25 protein-coding genes are annotated in these 15,291 nt (G+C 68.1%); 23 read left to right on the top strand and 2 right to left on the bottom strand.

The features are described from left to right. Nucleotides 1-106 precede the first annotated feature (106 nt). Genes AB0395_RS45685 through AB0395_RS45665 form a run of 5 tightly spaced genes read left to right on the top strand, consistent with a single transcriptional unit; the run spans nt 107 to nt 2,259 of the window. The gene (locus tag AB0395_RS45685) at nt 107-580 is read left to right on the top strand and encodes a hypothetical protein (protein WP_366293837.1); all 474 of its coding nucleotides are present in this window, start codon (nt 107-109) and stop codon (nt 578-580) included. Continuing rightward, nucleotides 577-1,029 carry a hypothetical protein gene (locus AB0395_RS45680; RefSeq protein ID WP_366293834.1) on the top strand — a complete coding sequence of 151 codons (453 nt, stop codon included), beginning with the start codon at nt 577-579 and terminating at the stop codon, nt 1,027-1,029. Before AB0395_RS45685 ends, AB0395_RS45680 begins: the two co-directional genes overlap by 4 nt. Continuing rightward, nucleotides 1,026-1,391, top strand: coding sequence for a DUF2493 domain-containing protein (locus AB0395_RS45675; protein ID WP_366293831.1), 366 nt, complete (start codon nt 1,026-1,028; stop codon nt 1,389-1,391). The genes AB0395_RS45680 and AB0395_RS45675 overlap by 4 nt, the downstream gene beginning before the upstream one ends. Continuing rightward, entirely contained in the window at nt 1,388-1,924 is a 537-nt protein-coding gene (locus tag AB0395_RS45670; protein ID WP_366293829.1) for a winged helix-turn-helix domain-containing protein, read from the top strand. The genes AB0395_RS45675 and AB0395_RS45670 overlap by 4 nt, the downstream gene beginning before the upstream one ends. Continuing rightward, the gene (locus tag AB0395_RS45665; RefSeq protein ID WP_366293827.1) at nt 1,921-2,259 is read left to right on the top strand and encodes a hypothetical protein; all 339 of its coding nucleotides are present in this window, start codon (nt 1,921-1,923) and stop codon (nt 2,257-2,259) included. The genes AB0395_RS45670 and AB0395_RS45665 overlap by 4 nt, the downstream gene beginning before the upstream one ends. 77 nt (nt 2,260-2,336) lie before the next feature. Here AB0395_RS45665 and AB0395_RS45660 read toward each other — a convergent pair whose 3' ends face one another. Next, nucleotides 2,337-2,555 (bottom strand): hypothetical protein, encoded by a 219-nt coding sequence (locus tag AB0395_RS45660; RefSeq protein ID WP_366293824.1) that lies wholly within the window; start codon nt 2,553-2,555, stop codon nt 2,337-2,339. Between the two features lie 132 nt (nt 2,556-2,687). On the opposite strand from AB0395_RS45660, the gene AB0395_RS45655 reads away from it, so the two are divergent. From AB0395_RS45655 to AB0395_RS45570, 18 genes are all read left to right on the top strand, one after another. Continuing rightward, on the top strand, nt 2,688-3,233 hold the full coding sequence (locus tag AB0395_RS45655) for a hypothetical protein (RefSeq protein ID WP_366293821.1): 546 nt from the start codon (nt 2,688-2,690) through the stop codon (nt 3,231-3,233). 1,061 nt (nt 3,234-4,294) lie between these two features. Continuing rightward, a complete protein-coding gene (locus AB0395_RS45650; RefSeq protein WP_366293819.1) occupies nt 4,295-4,960 on the top strand; it encodes a hypothetical protein in 666 nt (221 codons plus the stop codon). Nucleotides 4,961-5,041: 81 nt separating this feature from the next. Then, entirely contained in the window at nt 5,042-5,953 is a 912-nt protein-coding gene (locus AB0395_RS45645; RefSeq protein WP_366293816.1) for a hypothetical protein, read from the top strand. Then, nucleotides 5,950-6,210, top strand: coding sequence for a hypothetical protein (locus tag AB0395_RS45640; protein ID WP_366293814.1), 261 nt, complete (start codon nt 5,950-5,952; stop codon nt 6,208-6,210). The genes AB0395_RS45645 and AB0395_RS45640 overlap by 4 nt, the downstream gene beginning before the upstream one ends. Further along, nucleotides 6,207-6,560, top strand: a complete 354-nt coding sequence (locus AB0395_RS45635) for a hypothetical protein (protein ID WP_366293811.1) — start codon at nt 6,207-6,209, stop codon at nt 6,558-6,560. Before AB0395_RS45640 ends, AB0395_RS45635 begins: the two co-directional genes overlap by 4 nt. Beyond that, entirely contained in the window at nt 6,557-6,769 is a 213-nt protein-coding gene (locus tag AB0395_RS45630; protein WP_366293808.1) for a hypothetical protein, read from the top strand. The genes AB0395_RS45635 and AB0395_RS45630 overlap by 4 nt, the downstream gene beginning before the upstream one ends. A gap of 79 nt (nt 6,770-6,848) precedes the next feature. Further along, complete coding sequence (locus AB0395_RS45625) at nt 6,849-7,505, top strand: hypothetical protein (protein WP_366293806.1); 657 nt, start codon at nt 6,849-6,851, stop codon at nt 7,503-7,505. Then, nucleotides 7,502-8,002, top strand: coding sequence for a hypothetical protein (locus tag AB0395_RS45620; RefSeq protein ID WP_366293804.1), 501 nt, complete (start codon nt 7,502-7,504; stop codon nt 8,000-8,002). The genes AB0395_RS45625 and AB0395_RS45620 overlap by 4 nt, the downstream gene beginning before the upstream one ends. Further along, nucleotides 7,999-8,520 (top strand): hypothetical protein, encoded by a 522-nt coding sequence (locus AB0395_RS45615; RefSeq protein WP_366293801.1) that lies wholly within the window; start codon nt 7,999-8,001, stop codon nt 8,518-8,520. The genes AB0395_RS45620 and AB0395_RS45615 overlap by 4 nt, the downstream gene beginning before the upstream one ends. Before the next feature lie 427 nt (nt 8,521-8,947). Beyond that, nucleotides 8,948-11,668, top strand: coding sequence for a DNA cytosine methyltransferase (locus AB0395_RS45610; protein WP_366293799.1), 2,721 nt, complete (start codon nt 8,948-8,950; stop codon nt 11,666-11,668). A 96-nt stretch (nt 11,669-11,764) separates the two neighbouring features. After that, nucleotides 11,765-12,262 (top strand): hypothetical protein, encoded by a 498-nt coding sequence (locus AB0395_RS45605; RefSeq protein WP_366293796.1) that lies wholly within the window; start codon nt 11,765-11,767, stop codon nt 12,260-12,262. A 60-nt stretch (nt 12,263-12,322) separates the two neighbouring features. Continuing rightward, the gene (locus tag AB0395_RS45600) at nt 12,323-12,622 is read left to right on the top strand and encodes a hypothetical protein (protein WP_366293794.1); all 300 of its coding nucleotides are present in this window, start codon (nt 12,323-12,325) and stop codon (nt 12,620-12,622) included. Beyond that, nucleotides 12,615-12,944: a hypothetical protein gene (locus tag AB0395_RS45595; RefSeq protein WP_366293792.1), complete on the top strand. Its 330-nt coding sequence runs from the start codon at nt 12,615-12,617 to the stop codon at nt 12,942-12,944. The genes AB0395_RS45600 and AB0395_RS45595 overlap by 8 nt, the downstream gene beginning before the upstream one ends. Beyond that, nucleotides 12,937-13,296 carry a hypothetical protein gene (locus AB0395_RS45590; protein ID WP_366293790.1) on the top strand — a complete coding sequence of 120 codons (360 nt, stop codon included), beginning with the start codon at nt 12,937-12,939 and terminating at the stop codon, nt 13,294-13,296. Before AB0395_RS45595 ends, AB0395_RS45590 begins: the two co-directional genes overlap by 8 nt. Then, entirely contained in the window at nt 13,289-13,558 is a 270-nt protein-coding gene (locus AB0395_RS45585) for a hypothetical protein (RefSeq protein ID WP_366293787.1), read from the top strand. The genes AB0395_RS45590 and AB0395_RS45585 overlap by 8 nt, the downstream gene beginning before the upstream one ends. Then, the gene (locus tag AB0395_RS45580; RefSeq protein WP_366293785.1) at nt 13,551-13,910 is read left to right on the top strand and encodes an HIT domain-containing protein; all 360 of its coding nucleotides are present in this window, start codon (nt 13,551-13,553) and stop codon (nt 13,908-13,910) included. The genes AB0395_RS45585 and AB0395_RS45580 overlap by 8 nt, the downstream gene beginning before the upstream one ends. Continuing rightward, nucleotides 13,903-14,463, top strand: coding sequence for a hypothetical protein (locus AB0395_RS45575; protein ID WP_366293782.1), 561 nt, complete (start codon nt 13,903-13,905; stop codon nt 14,461-14,463). Before AB0395_RS45580 ends, AB0395_RS45575 begins: the two co-directional genes overlap by 8 nt. Next, entirely contained in the window at nt 14,445-14,705 is a 261-nt protein-coding gene (locus AB0395_RS45570) for a DUF6011 domain-containing protein (protein ID WP_366293779.1), read from the top strand. The genes AB0395_RS45575 and AB0395_RS45570 overlap by 19 nt, the downstream gene beginning before the upstream one ends. 5 nt (nt 14,706-14,710) lie before the next feature. On the opposite strand, the gene AB0395_RS45565 is transcribed toward AB0395_RS45570, so the two are convergent. Beyond that, a complete protein-coding gene (locus tag AB0395_RS45565) occupies nt 14,711-14,956 on the bottom strand; it encodes a hypothetical protein (protein WP_366293775.1) in 246 nt (81 codons plus the stop codon). Nucleotides 14,957-15,291 lie beyond the last annotated feature (335 nt).

Genomic DNA, 15,291 nt, shown 5'->3' with positions numbered 1-15,291 from the left:
GCGTCTTGATTGAGGCAGCGGCGCCTGACCGCGCCACTCCCACCAGCCCAGCCGCCACCCGCGGCCGGGCACCCCAGCACACCGCCTCGCTCCCCGAGGAGGCCGCATGATCACGACCCTGCCCATCTCCATCCCGCAACGGCTCGGCCAGCTGCGCACCGACCGCGACATTCCCTGCCGCATCCCCGCCGCAGCTATCGGCGTGCGCCTCGACACCGTCTACGGGTGGGAGGCCGGTCTCCACAGCCCCAGCGTGACGGATGTCACCGCCTACGCTGCGTTCCTTCACCACCGCATCGTCGTCGTCCGGGCCGAACGGACCGTGTGCGACCTGCTGAACGCGCTGCCCCGCCTGGGGGAGCTACGTGCCGCGGCGGGACTGACTGGGTTCGCACTGTCCAGACGACTCTGCCTCACCACCTGTGGAGCCAGTCTCCTCGAATACCGCGCCCGAGCCTGGCGTCCCGGCTCTGGCCGTGGCCCGACTTTGGCCAGCGTGCAGCGCTACCTCGAAGTAGCGGGCTACGAGGTCCTGGTGATCCCTGCACAGACGGCGGTGGCAGGAGAGGCCGCAGCATGACCCACCACCAGCCTCACGGCCCCACCTGTCTCGCCTGCGACCCCGCTCAACGAGCAACGTGGCTGGCTGCACAGCGCGCCCGCGCCGACATCCACGACGCGAAAGCCGAGATGCTTCGGCAAGCCGGTAAGCCCGCCGATGCCGACGTCCACATCCGGCAGGCCGCCATTCTGCGCCGCGGCGCCGACCGTGTCGAAGCCGCGCACCATCCCGCGGCCCCCACCGAGCCGTTCACCGGCCCCATCCGCCGCGCCCAACTCTGGGCCCGCCGTGCCGAGCTCTCACGGCGCTTCATCGTCACCGACGTCACCGACGACGCCGCCCGAGGCATGGACTACCAGACGGACAAATCGTGGACCCGCACCGCCACCCTCCCCCTCGACGAGCTGCGCGCCAACTACCAGCTGCTAGAGGACTTCCCCGCTCACCTGGAGCGGAGGTCAGCGTGATCTACCGGATCCTCGTCACCGGCTCCAGACGGTTCACTGACGCCGCTGTCCTCGAGGCGGCGCTCCTCGACACCTGGCACGATGTCGTCGCCCTCGGCGGAACCATCGTCATTGTTCACGGCCACGCCCGCGGCGCCGACCGTCTGGCTGACGCCTGGGCATGCCGCAACGGAGTCGAGGTGGAGCGGTACCCCGCCGACTGGGCGACCGGCCGTGGAGCAGGACCTCGCCGCAACGCTGCGATGGTCGCCCTCGGCGCAGACCTCGTCATCGCCGCCCCTCAGGGCCGCTCTTTGGGGACCCGGGACTGCATGCGCCGAGCAGCCCAGGCCGGGATCGAGATTGTGGAGGTGACCCCGTGACGATCTCGGGACCCCGCAGGGGCGCAGGAGGGTTGTACACCAACCTCGGTGTCCGGCCGCTCGCGCTCGTTCACGTCGACCTGGAGACCGGCCGAGTCATGCTCGGCGACCGGTTCATCCACCTGTCGCCGGTCGAGTTCCAGCTCCTCGCCGTTCTCGTCGAGCACGCAGGCACAGCGCTGGCAGCCGAACAACTGGCCGAGCACCTCAGTGGTACATGGGCTGGGCTTCCGCAAAGAGTCGCTCCAGCTGTCCGCCGCCTCCGCGTCAAACTTGGCGACCCTGCAGACGAGTCGCGCTACATCACCAGCTTTTACGGGGTCGGCTACCGGTTCAACCCTGCTGCCGTCGCCCACACGGCGGCCCCGCTGGACGCGTACACGGTGACCGTGGTCGACGGCAGGTTGTCGATGCCGTGCCCGCACGAGGAGTGCGGCATCGATCTCCTCGCCGCTGAGCCGACGGGAGTGCTTACCCGGCTACGGGAACTCGCCGCCTGGCACGAACTGAACCACTGGGCGGAGGCGTCATGAGCGGCCCAGGGTTCGGCGCAAACCAACTCGCCTTGTTCGCTCCCAAGCCGCCCCGATCGCTGAAGGCGCCAACCGCGTGGGCCGTCGAGCTCAACGAGATCCACCTGGCCTTCTACGCCCCCGACACCGTCACCTGGTGGCAGCCGTACCGGGTCCGCTTCGAGCGCAGCGGCAAGGTGCGGATCCTCCACGCCACCATCCCCGGCGAAGTCATCCTCATCGGCCCCTACGACGACCGCAACGACGCCGAGTTCCTCCGGGACCGCCTGCTCGCCGAGGGAGCTCCTAAGACCTCGGCGAAGGTGTGCCGCTGGCCGAGCGAGGAGGCGTCATGACCAGGCCTTTCTCTGCCCTCCCCTTCTCGGGGAGGGACTCAAGAAGAAGGCTCAGCGGAAGAACCAGAAGCGGCGGCTCAGGCTTTGCCGTTGACGATGCGCGAGACATGCCCCTCGGCGTAGCGGTGCTCGATAGCTCGCGTGATTTTCGTGGTGCCCATGCCGGCGGCTGCGGCTTGGAGGATCACCTCGCGCAGCGTGAGGCGGGCGCGCTCCTTGGCGGCTTCGGCGCGCTTGTCGGCCCGCGCCGCCTTGATCAGGGCCGCAATCATCTCTGCCTCTTCATCCGGAGTCACGTCTCCATGGTCGCACGGTCAGGTCATGCGGTCACGTCCCGCCCCTACATCATAAGGCAAGTTCATGATGTGACATCATGAGGTCATGTAAGTATTATCGAATCGAACGTCCGAGCGACAGGAGCTCCTGAAGTGGCAGAACCAGCACGCCTCGAACCAGTCGAAGAGCGCAACTATGTCGCTGAGATGCGGAGGGTGATCGACGCTGAGACCGCGAGAGGTCCCTACTCCTCGCCCATCGCGGCACAGTCCATCGTCCGCAAGCTGAGGGCCGTTGATCCGGGGCTGCTGTACGGCTGGTTGGACCAGCAGGCGGAGCACTTCGTGTGGCAGGCGATCAACGACCGAGACCGTTCGACTCGTTCGGTGACCCGTCAGCGCGCCCGCCGTACAGCGTTCGCTGAGGCGGCCGAGTCGTTCCAAGTAGGAAACGGACAGGCGCTGACGTCATTCCTGGTGATGCCGTTCGTGATCGAAGACGGCTCCAGGAAGCGGCTAGCCGACATGACCGCCGACGACCTGCTGTTCGTTGCCGCGGGCTACGAGCAGACGAAGCGCGAGGCCGCGATGCACGAGATGTTCCTCAAAGCGCTGGCGAAGAAGGTCGGCGACGGCACCGTGGCCGATCACTTCACTGAGCAGCAGCTCGCTGCCATGTGGGCTTCGTTCACCAAGTGATGCGAGACGCGGTCATGACTACCCACCCCGATGACGACCCGCTCCGCACCGCCCGACTTACCCGCACCGATCAATCCGACTCGACCCTGCCCGACAACCCAGGCCTCCTCCACCCTTCCCTGCGCCCTTCGACTTCCCTCCCCGTGCCTCATCGGCCCTATCCAACCCCCGACGACTGCCCACGTCATTCCGCCGCAGAGCTCCCCATCCCGAATCGACATCCCTCCCCAGCCCGTGACAAGTCAGCACGCCCCACTCCTGCCGACTTTCCGCCCCGCGCCATCCCTCCTGCGCCCAGTCCAGCCCTGCTCGACTCCCCGTGCCTACTCGCTCCGCGTCCCCGCCCAGCTCGACTTCCCCCGCCTCCGCTCGCCTGCTCGCCCCGGTACGACAGCCCTCGCCTGCCCGCTTCTTCCCGTCCCCGCTCCCCCATCCCGACGGCCCACTCCAACCCCCAACTCCTCGTCCCAGTTCGACTACCCAATCCCCGGCTGTCCCAGAACTTTCCAGCCCCACCCGACTTCCCTACACAGCCCGGCACCCCCACAGAGCCAACCCGACTTCCCCCGCCTTCCCGCCTCCCGCCGTGCCCCGTCTACCCAAGCCACGCCGACTTCCCTCGCCACTTCATCCCAGGACTCCTCATCCCTCACCCCGCCGCTCCGACTACCCCGCCCCACTCATCTCCTGCGCGACTCGTCCCGTCTCGACTTTCCGCTCCACGCTGACAACCCTCACCGGTCCTTGCCAACCCGTCCCGCCCCCCGCCAGCCCAACCCCCGACGACTTCCCAGCCCTCGCCGCAGCCCACGTCATGCCATCCCGGCCCGACTACCCGTACCTGCACCTCTACTCGCCGACCCCCTGCTACCCGACTTCCCATCCCACCCCCGAACTAGGCCGCTCCCGTCCTCTCAGCCCGACGTGCCTCCCCCGCCCGCCCCAGCGCCCGCCTGTCCTCTTCGCCCCACACCGACTACCCGTCCCGTCCCCCCACAGACCGCTCCGACCCCGACCACCCACCCCAAGGTCATCAAGAACTACAAGAAAGGACCGCTCTCATGAGCGCTTTCGCTGAGTACCGCCAGAAGGCTTGGCCCCACCGCTTCACCGTCACCCTGCTCGTCGGCACCATCGCAGGCGGCACCCCCAGCGACCCGAAGGTCGCCGAAGGATGGTTGAAGACCAAGCTGAGCGACCGCGACGACCTGATCCGCGAGGCCGTCGCCACCACCATGGTCGAGCGAGGCATCACCGCCGAAGAGGCCGCCAAGGAAGTCGACTCCCTTAAGCACCTCAATGGCTTCAAGCGCGACGAGAAGGGCCTCTACATCGAGGGGCGCCAGGCCAAGGCCGCCATCAAGGAAGCCGCCTCCGTCGCCGGAGCGGCCGGGAAGCTGCCGCTGAAGAAATGGGGCATGACCGGTAAGGGGCTGCTCGGCTACATCAGCGAGCACGTGTTCGTCCTGGAAGACCGCCTCTATCTGGGGGTCAGCGAGCCGACCGGCATTGTGCAGCGCTTCGTCCACACCTGGCGGGGGAGCGGCATCCAGTACGAGGAGTACGTGGAGAACGCCAAAGTCTCCTTCACCGTCGTCAGCGACCACGACTTCACCGACGAGCAGTGGGCGATGCTCTGGCTCACCGGTGAGCAGCAGGGCATCGGCGCCTCCCGTTCGCAGGGCTTCGGCCGCTACGAGGTCATCGAGTGGGAGCGCCTGAAGTAGCACCCCGGCGGGGCGGCCTGCTCGCGGCGGGCCGCCTCGCTCCGATCCGAAATCCCATCTCAGTACTTCTCGAAGGACTTCATGAGCGCGCTCCCGGACGGGCTGGAACCGATGGACCCGCTGACTTGGCGAACGGTTGTCGCCCGGTGCTTGCTGGGGTCCACGGTGAAGCTCGTTGCTTACACGCTGGCGAACTACGCCAGTTCGGATGGCTCTGATGTACGTCCTGGTGAGGCGCTGCTTATCAAGGACACCGAGCTGGGGGAGCGGACGGTTCGGGACGCGCTGACCAAGCTGCGTGAGGTCGGCCTCATCGTGCGGACGTTCCACGCCTCGGCAACGGGGCTGCGGGACAAGGCGGACGAGTACCGGCTGACCTTCCCGGAGGACCTGGAGAGCCGGGTGCCGATGTGGGATCCGAAGCGCCGCCGGATCACTCAGGGCGGCGAGGAGATGGCTCCGCCCGCGCCGAAGACGAGGCAGAAGCGCACCAAGGCACCGGCAACAGATGCCGGTGGTTCGGAGGGTGCCCCACCGGCATCTCCTGCCGGTGGTCCTGTGGAAAACGGGTCCGAATCTGTGGAGAACCCTGTGGGCGACGCCCCGGAAAATCCATTACCCGGAGGTAACCACCGGCAACTGTTACCGGAACCACCGGCAACTGTTACCGGAACCACCGGCAACAGTTGCCCCCCACCTAGCCATGCACCTAGCCAATCACCTAGCCAAGACTCGGGGTTCTCTCCGTACGGCGCTGAGGTGGAAGGAGAGACGGCCGAACGCTGCGAGCCTTCGGCCGATCTTGATTACCCAACCGCCTTCAAGATCGTGAATCAGGTCCTGTCCCGCATCCCCGCCTACACCGAGGCCATCAGAGCCAAAGCGGCTGCCAAGGGGCGCGACTCACCACGAGGCGAAGCACTGACCATCGCTGTCGCTCGCCTCGTTCTCGCAGACCACCCCGAACTCACTCCGGAACGGAGGACCGCATGACCGACATCAGCCCTCTCGCCCAGCAGGCCTACGAGCTGGGCTACGCCCCGATCGCGTTCGCCGAGATGAGCGTGAGGGTCCTCATCGAGGCCCACGCCAACGTCATCGAGGGCCGCAAGCTCAACCCGGACGCGTTCCCGGATTTCCCGGTCGAGCTGACCGCCTCGGCGCTCGCTAGCCGCATTGTCGGCACCCTGCTCGACGCCGGGTGGACTGCGCCCGGTGAGCTCGTCGACCTGAGCAGGCGGCCGTCATGACGAAGACCGACGACCGGCCGGAAGTCTTCGCCGCTGTTTCGGAGCTGATCGCTTTGGCGGTCGCGGTCCGGCGCGACTGGGTTGCGGCCGACGTGCAGGCCGCCCTCGTGGACGCGAAGGTCCACGGCCAGACCTGGCCCCAGGCGCTCGTCGGCCTGGTGCGCCTGGTGGTCGACCCGGAGGCCCGCCCCGCGGAGCTGGTTCCGGCACCGCTGGACCCGCAACGGCCGGGCCCGCGGGTGGTGGGGGACCCTCAGCGGCACGCTGAAGCGCTCGCCGCGGCGAAGCAGGCGTGTGCTGACGGGTCGGCCGCCCTCAAAGCCGCCGAGCGGACGGGGGACATCCCGTGACCGCGCCGACCGACGAGCTGGCCGAGCGCCTCGCCGCACTGGAGGCCGAGCGGATGCGCCCAGAACAGCCGGACCCGCGGACGGAACCTGTGTGGGCGGATGACTTCCGGTGCCTGCTGCTGATCCTGCGGAGGCTGCTCGACCGTCCCGGACCGCCTGACCCTGTCCCTGTTTGTCCCCAGGTTGGGGACACGGAGGAGAAGCCGTGATCGCCCTTTTGGACCGGCTGCTGTCGCAGCCGGGACCACCGGACCCGCCCATCCAAGATCGGAAAGCTGAGGAGACCCCGTGACCCGCGTCTGGCCTTCCCGTGAGGAGTGGGCGGCTGCTGCTGAACGGTCGGTCCGTACGGCGTGCATGCCGCTGGAGAGGGTGCCGGAAGGCGCCGAGCACTACCTGACCGCCGACGAGGTGGCCGAGATGGACCGCTTGCACGTGAGCCTGTCCGCCTCGGTGCGGACGCCTCTCACGGCGGAGATCAAGCGGCTCCAGAGGCAACTGCCGTGGCCGCCGCCCGCGAAGCCTCTCGACCGGTCCCGCTGGCACGACGGCTTGACGGCCGACCAGCAGGCTGCATGGCAGCGGCTCTGCGAGCTGCGCAACGCCCGCCTGGATGTCGGCCGCCGCGCCAAAGGGCAGACCGATCAGCTCATCGGGTGGGTGCGGTTCCCGCTGGAGCACAGCGTCCTGTCCGCAGACGTGGCCCCGCTCGTGCCAGACGCCGAAGCGCTGGCCCGCCTCGCCGAACTGGAGGCGAAGTACGGGCGGCTCCGCGAGCAGGCCGCCCAGGACGCGCTTGATGCCGCGATCGCCCGGACGGTGGCGGAGCGCAACTCCGACGAGGGGTGGGCCCGCGAGCTGGAGCGGCGGGCCCGCATCGACGGCGGCCCGGTCGTCTACGCCCACCCCACCCCCACCGAGATCAACGAAGGAGATCCCCGATGACCGAAACGCCCGAGATCGTCTACTGCCGCAACGAGGACCACACCGAGTCCGTACCTGCGGTCGCCCGCTTGTCCTGGCCCGATGGCCGCTTCAATCCCACGACGGCCTGCGCCGAAGACCTGGAGATGATCGTCTCCAACTCGCTCGACGACGGCCACGTTGTCCTGGTCGAGCCTGTTGCGGAGCATGAGTCCCACGCGTACCGCAGCTACACCGTCACCCACGCGATCAAGGAATTGGTCAGAACTCACCGCCGCGAGGTCGGGCGGGACGTGCGCGCCATCCTCATGGAAGCCCCTGACCAGCCCTACTACGAGCAGCTGCCGGAGACGCTGGAAGAGCGGCAGAAGCTCCCGGCCCGTTTTCACGTCCCGCAGTGGACGGAGAGCGGCACCCCTCAGCTGTGGGTCTGCGCGGTCTGCTGGGACGAGGGCAGCGTGTCGCAGTGGCCGTGCCAGGCCGCGGCCGAGAACGGCGGCGAGGTGTTCGCACGGTGAGCACCGCTGAAGCGTGGACCGCCTGTGGGGCGGTGAGCGAGCACGGGGATGTGTGCGCCCACGAGGAAGGCCACTCCGGGCTGTGCCGATCCGGCGGCCCCCGCAAGCACGTGAGCGCCCCCGAGAAGGCGGGGAAGCCTTGGTGCTGGTACCGGGACGGCGCCGTCGCCTGGAACGCGGATCACCCGGTTGGGACTCCGGTCCGCTACTGGCCGGGCTGGCGTGAGGGTGAGGGCCGCGCCTCCCGTACCCGGACCCCGGCGTGGGTGCTCGGGTCCGGCACTCCCGTGGTCTCCGTCGAGGGGTACGCGGGAGGCATCGGCCTCACCCATGTCGAGCCCATCCCCGCCTCTGAGCCGAGTTGCAACGGCATTTGCTTCTACGCGCATGAGGTCGGCATCGACATCACCGTTGTGCGGGGGAGCGGGGTTGCTCTTGCGCATCCGGACTGCCCTGTGCATGGCGCTGCCGCCCTTTCCGCCCGCCCTCAGGGCGGGGAGACCGGGGCGTCGGGCTGATGCACCTCCACCGGTGGGAGGTCATCGAGGCGATCGGCCGGGTGATCACCGAGCGGTGCCGGGTGTGCGGCAAGACACGGACGAGGGTGCGGTGACCGGAGGGGCTGGAGAGCCCCGAGAGGGCATCCAGGATCGTCGCTCGCGGGCGTAGGTGGGTGGCGGGTCCACGACTGAGGGCCTGCGGATTCGATCTTGTCTCGGACCTCTACGGCCTTCCAGATCGTCAGCCAGTTCCCATTTTTGATCCTGATGGGAACTCCAGAACGAATAACAAGCACGAAAGGACCCAAATGGGACTCGTCTTGACGGCTTTGAGGCGGCAATACGGTCTCGACCGCCGCCGATGCAGCCTGCACGCTCCGCGGAAGGAGTCTCGGTGAGTCGCCGCCCTTCGCAACAGCGCCGTGTTGCGACACATCGCCCCGCCGTGCGCCGGCGCCGGTTCCGCCACGACGAGCTCATCGCCGTAGACCTGTTCTCCGGCTTCGGCGGCCTCACGAAGGGCATCGAGCTCGCGGGATTCACCACGATCATGGCGGCGAACCATAACTCCTACAAGGTCGAGGTCCACGAGGCCAACCACCCGCACGCCGAGCACTGGATTGCGGACCTGATCAACCCGGAATCGTCCGACTACCACTCCGCCAGAGACCTTCCCCCAGCTGACCTCCTTGTCGCAGGCGTGAGCTGCACTAATCACTCGGTTGCGAACACCCAAAAGGCTTACGCGCAGGGCCTGTCGCTGTTCGACTTCGACGACCCTGACTTCAACGAACGCGTCACCAGGTCAGAACGCGACCGCGCCACAGCGAACTGCTTCCCGGCGGGCACGGTCGTCGTCGCACGCCGGGGCATGGTGCCGATCGAGCAGGTGGCCGTCGGGGACGAGGTGCTGACGCACCGCAACCGGTGGCGGCGCGTGACCGCGACGATGTCGCGCCGCGCCCCGATCGTCACGGTGAAGGGGCGCGGTCACACTGCCCTGCACGTGACGGCCAACCACCAATTCCTGACCCGCCCCGCGACGCTGAGCAGCCGTGGTTGGACGTTCGGCGCGGACGAGACATGGACCCCTGCTGGCGACCTCGTCGGCCACGCCTGGCAGTCGCCCGTCGAGTTCCCGGCCGCCGCCGTTCCGGCCCCACCCGAAGGCTGGGAGTACGGCGACCACTTCTGGTGGACCGTCGGACGGTGGCTCGGCGACGGCTGGATCCGCCACTGCACACCGTCCGGAGAGATGGTCGGCATCTGCTGCGGGCACGCCGAGCGAGCCGAACTGGACGGCCGATGGGACGCGCGGGCGACCGAGACCGCGACCACCGTCCAGTACGAACTGCGTGGCAGCGGACCGCTCGCCCGTTGGCTGATGACTCACTTCGGCGAACTCGCCCACGGCAAAACGATCCCGTCGTGGGCTCTGAGCATGGACATCGAGCACCGGAAGGCGCTCGTAGAGGGGTACCTGTCAGCCGACGGCTGCTCCTCGCTGGACGGCCGACGGGGGTCGTGCACCACGGTGAGCCGTCGGCTCGCCGTGGGGATGAAACTGCTGCTCCAAACCCTCGGCTACCGGCCCACCCTGGGATGCAGGACGTCCAGGCCGTGGCGCATCGAAGGCCGAACTGGCACCACCCGCCCAACGTGGGTGGTGCAGTGGATGGCTGAGCAGCGGCGCGCATCGACGATCGCCACTATCGACGGCCGGTGCGTTGGCGCCGTGCGCTCCGTGGTTAACCAGGGCCACGAGGCCGAGGTCTTCGACATCGAAGTCGAGGAGGACCACAGCTTCGTCGCCGACGGGGTGATCGTGCATAACTGCGTGCTCCACTACGCCGCGCAGCATCACCCTCGGATGATCCTCGTCGAGTGCACCACCGAACTCACCTCGTGGGGTCCGGCGGCGCAGGGCAAGAAGTATGGCGACGGCTCCACCTTCCGCTGGTGGATCAAGCAGTTCGGCACCTTGGGTTACAAGCACCGTGTCCTCTACCTGAACTCGATGTTCTTCGGCGTCCCACAGTCCCGAGACCGGATCTACATCGCCTTCTGGGACAAGCACCTGCCCACCCCGGACCTCGACCACCGGCCCGAGTCGTGGTGCTCCTTCTGCGACACCCTCGTGCAAGCCGTGTGGACCTGGAAGACCGGGATCCCGCCCACCGGCAGCGTCCGCTACGGCAAGCAGTACGAGTATCGGTGCCCCTCATGCAGGGGCCTCGTGGTGCCTCCGTTCGCGCCGTCGCTGCACGCGCTTGACCTCTCCAACCTCGGCATCAAGATCGGCGACAAGCCGCTTCGAGAGTTCAAGGACAAGGAGACCGGCGAGATCGTCCTCAGTCCGCTCGCGCCAGCCACCATGGCCAGGGCTGAGCGATGCAGGCAGCGGTTCGCCGACTTTCCCGCCGTGCTCATGCCGGCCAAGGCTCAGGCGTTGCGCACGCCCCCGGCCGCCATGGTGACCAAACAGGTGATGGTCGCGCATCGTCACAACGGCGACGGCCAGCACATCACCCGGCCGATGGACAAGGTCACGAGCACGCCCGAGAAGGCAGTCCTGCTCGCGGTGAACAACTTCCAGGGCGCACCTCGTGGCGTCAACGAGACGCTCCCCACACAGGGCGGCTCGGAGACCCTGTCGCTGCTCTCTACCGGTGTCCTCCCGTTCCGGAAGAACACCACCCCAACGTCGCACGCCGAAGCCATGCCGACCGTCACGTCCGATCAGACCCCCGGCGTGCTCACCGCAGCCGGGACCATCAAGAACAACGGGTCGATTGACGAGGCGAAGTACCGCGCCCACGGCCTCGACGACCCACTCGGCACTGTCGTTGGATCCGCGATCACCCAGAGCATGCTCTTCTCCGGCTGGCACGAGCAGGACGGTACCGAACTACCCCACGCCGAATGGCGCGAGGTCCTCGCCACCCTGAAGCTCGAAGACTGCTACTTCCGCATGATGGGCCCGCACGAGGTCGGCCGAGGCTGTGGCTTCGACGTCGACTTCGCTGGCCGCCCCGGCACCTTCACCGTCTGGGGCTCAGCACGCGACCAGGTTGACGGCTTCGGCAACGCCGTCAGCCCTCCGGTCGGGCACTGGATCGGCAGCCGACTCCGCGCCGCCCTCCACGCAGAAGAAGCCCGCGCATGACCACCAGCATCGACGACCGGTTCGACCTCGTCGACGAAGCCTGACCTTCGCCCGCCCTCGGGTGAGGGCGGGCCTACCCCCGATAGGAGAAGCGCCTTGACCGCTGATCGACTGATTTCCCCCACTGGCACCCAGCTCGCCGCCCTCGGTAACCGAGCCGCGACGGATGAGCTGATCGACCACCTCGCGGAGACCGTGCTTGACCGCGAAGCCCATGAGCACCCGAAGCCGGGTCAGGGCGAAGACCTCTACTGCCTGAACCTGACCGCCTGGATGGGCGAACGCATGAAGAGCGTTCTCGTGCGTCTTCGCGAGGCTGAGAGCGAGCGAGACCGGCTCCGCGCCGAGCGGAACACCGCTGTAGCCACCGTCGCCGAGCTGGCGCAGCGACTTGCCACCCAGGAGCGAGAGCACAACGCCGACCGCGCCGCGCGGGACCAGCTCCAGGCCGCGCTCGTTGCGATCCGGGACCGCGCGCACACCCGCAGCGAGGAACTCCTCGCTGCCCGAGATGCCCGCCCTTCCGACGACCGTGCACGGCGCCTCGCTTTCGAACGGGCTGCCCACGAGGTGCGCCAACTCGTCGCTGACTGACCTTCCCCTGCCCGTCCCCTTCTGTGGGGCGGGCCTCACCCCGAAAGGACAAGATCACCGATGTTCCCTGGGAAAGCCTTCGAAGCGCTGTGGGAGCGCCTGGCTCGGCGCCGCGCCGAGTTGGACTTCACGCCCCGCGTCGAGCCCGTAGCGCCGCCCGCCGAGGTGTTGGCCGCGATGTCGGCGCCACCCACTTCCGGCGAGGGAATCCACGTGCGTCTCCCCGCAGTGGAGGACACGGCCAAGCTCAGCGAGGAGTCCGAAGCCCTCCGTCTTCGCCTCCTCGCCACGGAGGTGGACCTGCTCGGCGCCTCCCCGGCAGAGGCCGCTCGCCGCCTGTTCGGAGGCGACCATGACTGATCCCGAGGTCTTCGTTCGCCCCACTCGGTACGACGTGTCATGCCTGCCCGAGGACGACATCAACGCCCGCCACTACACCCTCACCGTGGAGTACCGGGGGCGCGGCCTGTGGGCCGTCATGGATGGGCCGTACGCCTACGACGCCAACGGCGTCAAGGACTACGAACCCTCCCCGTCTAACCGCGAAGACGCCTGGCTGGCCACGCACCGATTCGACATGGACACAGCGCTGGCCATCGCTCAACAGGTCGCCCCCAACATGACCTGCAACGGCCACACCGTGGCTGAAGCCCTCGCCGAACGAGGAGGCGAGCATGTCTGACGTCCCTGAGGACGAGTGGGATCTCCTTGAACTCTTCGCCAATCTTCGTGTCCGCTTCTGGGCGTGCCTCAACAAGGCCCACAAGGACGTCACCTGGACCGGCGACGTGGCTTCCTGTGACACATGCGGATTGACGTCGGAGATGACAGGCAGGTATCGCGAGCTGGTTCGCCAGCACGAACGCCGCGAGGTCGTCCGGCAGATCAGGGCGCTCACCGAGGACGACGACCCTTGGCGACCTGCCACCCGCCGGTTTATCGACCGCCACCCCCGCCTGATCGACGGAACCAGCATCGTTGCGGTGCTGCTCGCTGCCGCCGACGAGATCGAGAAGGGGAAGACCAATGCCTGAGATTCCTGCCACCGCCCTCCGAGCTGCTGAGGCTGCTATCCGCCAGCAGGTGCGTCTCAACCTTGAAGAACGGGCTCTCGCCGCAACCGCTGAGGGACGGCCGATCGCCCTGTCCGGCACCGAGGCGGAGCAGGTAGCCCGCGCCGCGCTGGAGGCGCTCGCTGACAAGCAGGCCCGGTTCGGCGACGCCCAGTTCATTGACCAGCTCCCGCTGGATACCCAGGTAGAGGTCGTGGACGAAACGGGGGTCAGCCGTGCCTGAATCCTGCGTGTTCTGCCAGATTGTCGCTGGAACAGCTCCCGCAACAGTCGTCCGCGAGTGGGACGACGCGCTCGCCTTCATCCCCTTGGACCCCGTGGTCGACGGACACATCCTGGTGATCCCGAAGCGGCACGTCGCGGACGTGGCCGAGGACCCCGCCGTATCGGCGATCACCATGCGTGCCGCAGCGGAGCTCGCCGAGCCGCCGTGCAACATCATCACCTCGGCGGGGCGGGAAGCGACGCAAAGCGTGTTCCACCTGCACCTGCACATTGTGCCCCGGCGAGCCAACGACGGGCTCGCGCTGCCGTGGTACAGCGGGCGCGGTAGGAAGGGCGCCCACCATGCCTGACATTCTCGACGCAGCCACGAACGAGCCGAGGCCCTGGCCGCCTGGTGTGCTTGAGGTCGCGTCACGCCTCCAGGAACTCGGCCTGGTCGAGTCGCCAGGCCGAGCACGCGCATTCGCCACAAGCCTCGTCGACGCCGCGGCCCCGTTCATCGCCGAACAGGCCCGCCGCCAGGCTGCCGAGGAGATCGCCTTCGCCATTATCGGGCGCCGCTGCGATTTCAACGCCTGCAGCGCCTGTATGTGCCGCCGGGAAGACGCCCAGGTCGCTCTGACCGCTGCTGGCTCTGTGCGGGCTCCGCTCGTCTCTCTGGACGAGCTCCGCGGGGAGGACGTCACCGAGGAGGACGCGGAGGCTCTACGCGCCCACCGCAGCGACCAGTGTGAGGCCGAGCAGGCTCTCCGCCGGGTCGTCGACCTCGCCCGCCATCTGGGGGACGTCCTCCCGGTCACCGCGGACGACATCGCCGCGGCGATCCTCGACCTTGACCGCCGGACGTACCGGCCAGGGGAGCCGATGGCCCTCCTCAACCGGCAGTGGGGCGCGACGCCGTGACCCAGCTCGACCTCGGTGACGACTCCACCACGGACGCTTCCGAGAGCACGCCCCGATCCGTCCGGTGCAGGGCGTGCCCGAAGCGCCTCACAGACCCTGTGTCGATCGCCCGAGGGTACGGGCCGTGCTGCGCCCGAAAGCGCGGCCTTATCCAGCCCAGCCCTCGACGGTCTTACATTCGGGGCCGCGCCGGCGGAGACGTCCCGGGGCAGGGAGACCTCCTCGCTGAGGAGGAGGGGTGAGGCGGCTACGGCTTTTGCTGGGCCTTACGGGCAGCGCGTCGCTCGACCGCGGCTTGGCGGACAGCCTCACGGGCTGCGGGGTCGAGGGCCTGGCGGATGGTTTCTCGGCTGAGGCCGGTGAGTTTGATGAGGTCAACCTGCTTGTGGCCCTCGGCTATGGCGCGGCGGAGCGTGGCGTCGCGCTCCTGCAGGGCGGCTTCGCAGGCTGCTTCGTAGGCGGGGACGATCGCCTTGATCTCGTCGTCGTTCACTCCCGCATGATGCCTAACCGGATTGGCCTTGTCAATTTGGCCAAACCTGTTGACCGCCTAACGCGATTGGCCTAATGTAATTGGCATCGGGAAGCGCGAAACACGAGGAGCCGAAATGACCACCACCGCCACCGAGCAGACCCCCACCCGCGACCAGATGGCCGCCATCCTCGCCGCCGCGATCACCAACATTCGCCCCGACCTCCGCGACGACGCCCTCGCCACCCTCTAAGCACTGGGACCCCGGCCCGGGGGAGACCCCGGGCACCCCCCACCCCTGACCCGCCCAAGCCCCTGGAGATGGACATGACCGCCGAGCCCCGCACCGCCGTCGA

Source organism: Streptosporangium sp. NPDC051023 (assembly GCF_040689595.1).
In the GTDB taxonomy this organism is placed as follows: Bacteria; Actinomycetota; Actinomycetes; order Streptosporangiales; family Streptosporangiaceae; genus Streptosporangium.
This window is presented reverse-complemented; position numbering and strand designations above follow the sequence as displayed.

Bases quoted from the DNA above. Each gene is read 5' to 3' on its own strand.
- AB0395_RS45620 (WP_366293804.1), top strand. From the start codon at position 7,502: ATGACCGAAACGCCCGAGATCGTCTACTGCCGCAACGAGGACCACACC.
- AB0395_RS45645 (WP_366293816.1), top strand. From the start codon at position 5,042: ATGAGCGCGCTCCCGGACGGGCTGGAACCGATGGACCCGCTGACTTGG.
- AB0395_RS45650 (WP_366293819.1), top strand. From the start codon at position 4,295: ATGAGCGCTTTCGCTGAGTACCGCCAGAAGGCTTGGCCCCACCGCTTC.
- AB0395_RS45600 (WP_366293794.1), top strand. From the start codon at position 12,323: ATGTTCCCTGGGAAAGCCTTCGAAGCGCTGTGGGAGCGCCTGGCTCGG.
- AB0395_RS45665 (WP_366293827.1), top strand. From the start codon at position 1,921: ATGAGCGGCCCAGGGTTCGGCGCAAACCAACTCGCCTTGTTCGCTCCC.
- AB0395_RS45685 (WP_366293837.1), top strand. From the start codon at position 107: ATGATCACGACCCTGCCCATCTCCATCCCGCAACGGCTCGGCCAGCTG.
- AB0395_RS45595 (WP_366293792.1), top strand. From the start codon at position 12,615: ATGACTGATCCCGAGGTCTTCGTTCGCCCCACTCGGTACGACGTGTCA.
- AB0395_RS45585 (WP_366293787.1), top strand. From the start codon at position 13,289: ATGCCTGAGATTCCTGCCACCGCCCTCCGAGCTGCTGAGGCTGCTATC.
- AB0395_RS45575 (WP_366293782.1), top strand. From the start codon at position 13,903: ATGCCTGACATTCTCGACGCAGCCACGAACGAGCCGAGGCCCTGGCCG.
- AB0395_RS45680 (WP_366293834.1), top strand. From the start codon at position 577: ATGACCCACCACCAGCCTCACGGCCCCACCTGTCTCGCCTGCGACCCC.
- AB0395_RS45635 (WP_366293811.1), top strand. From the start codon at position 6,207: ATGACGAAGACCGACGACCGGCCGGAAGTCTTCGCCGCTGTTTCGGAG.
- AB0395_RS45590 (WP_366293790.1), top strand. From the start codon at position 12,937: ATGTCTGACGTCCCTGAGGACGAGTGGGATCTCCTTGAACTCTTCGCC.
- AB0395_RS45640 (WP_366293814.1), top strand. From the start codon at position 5,950: ATGACCGACATCAGCCCTCTCGCCCAGCAGGCCTACGAGCTGGGCTAC.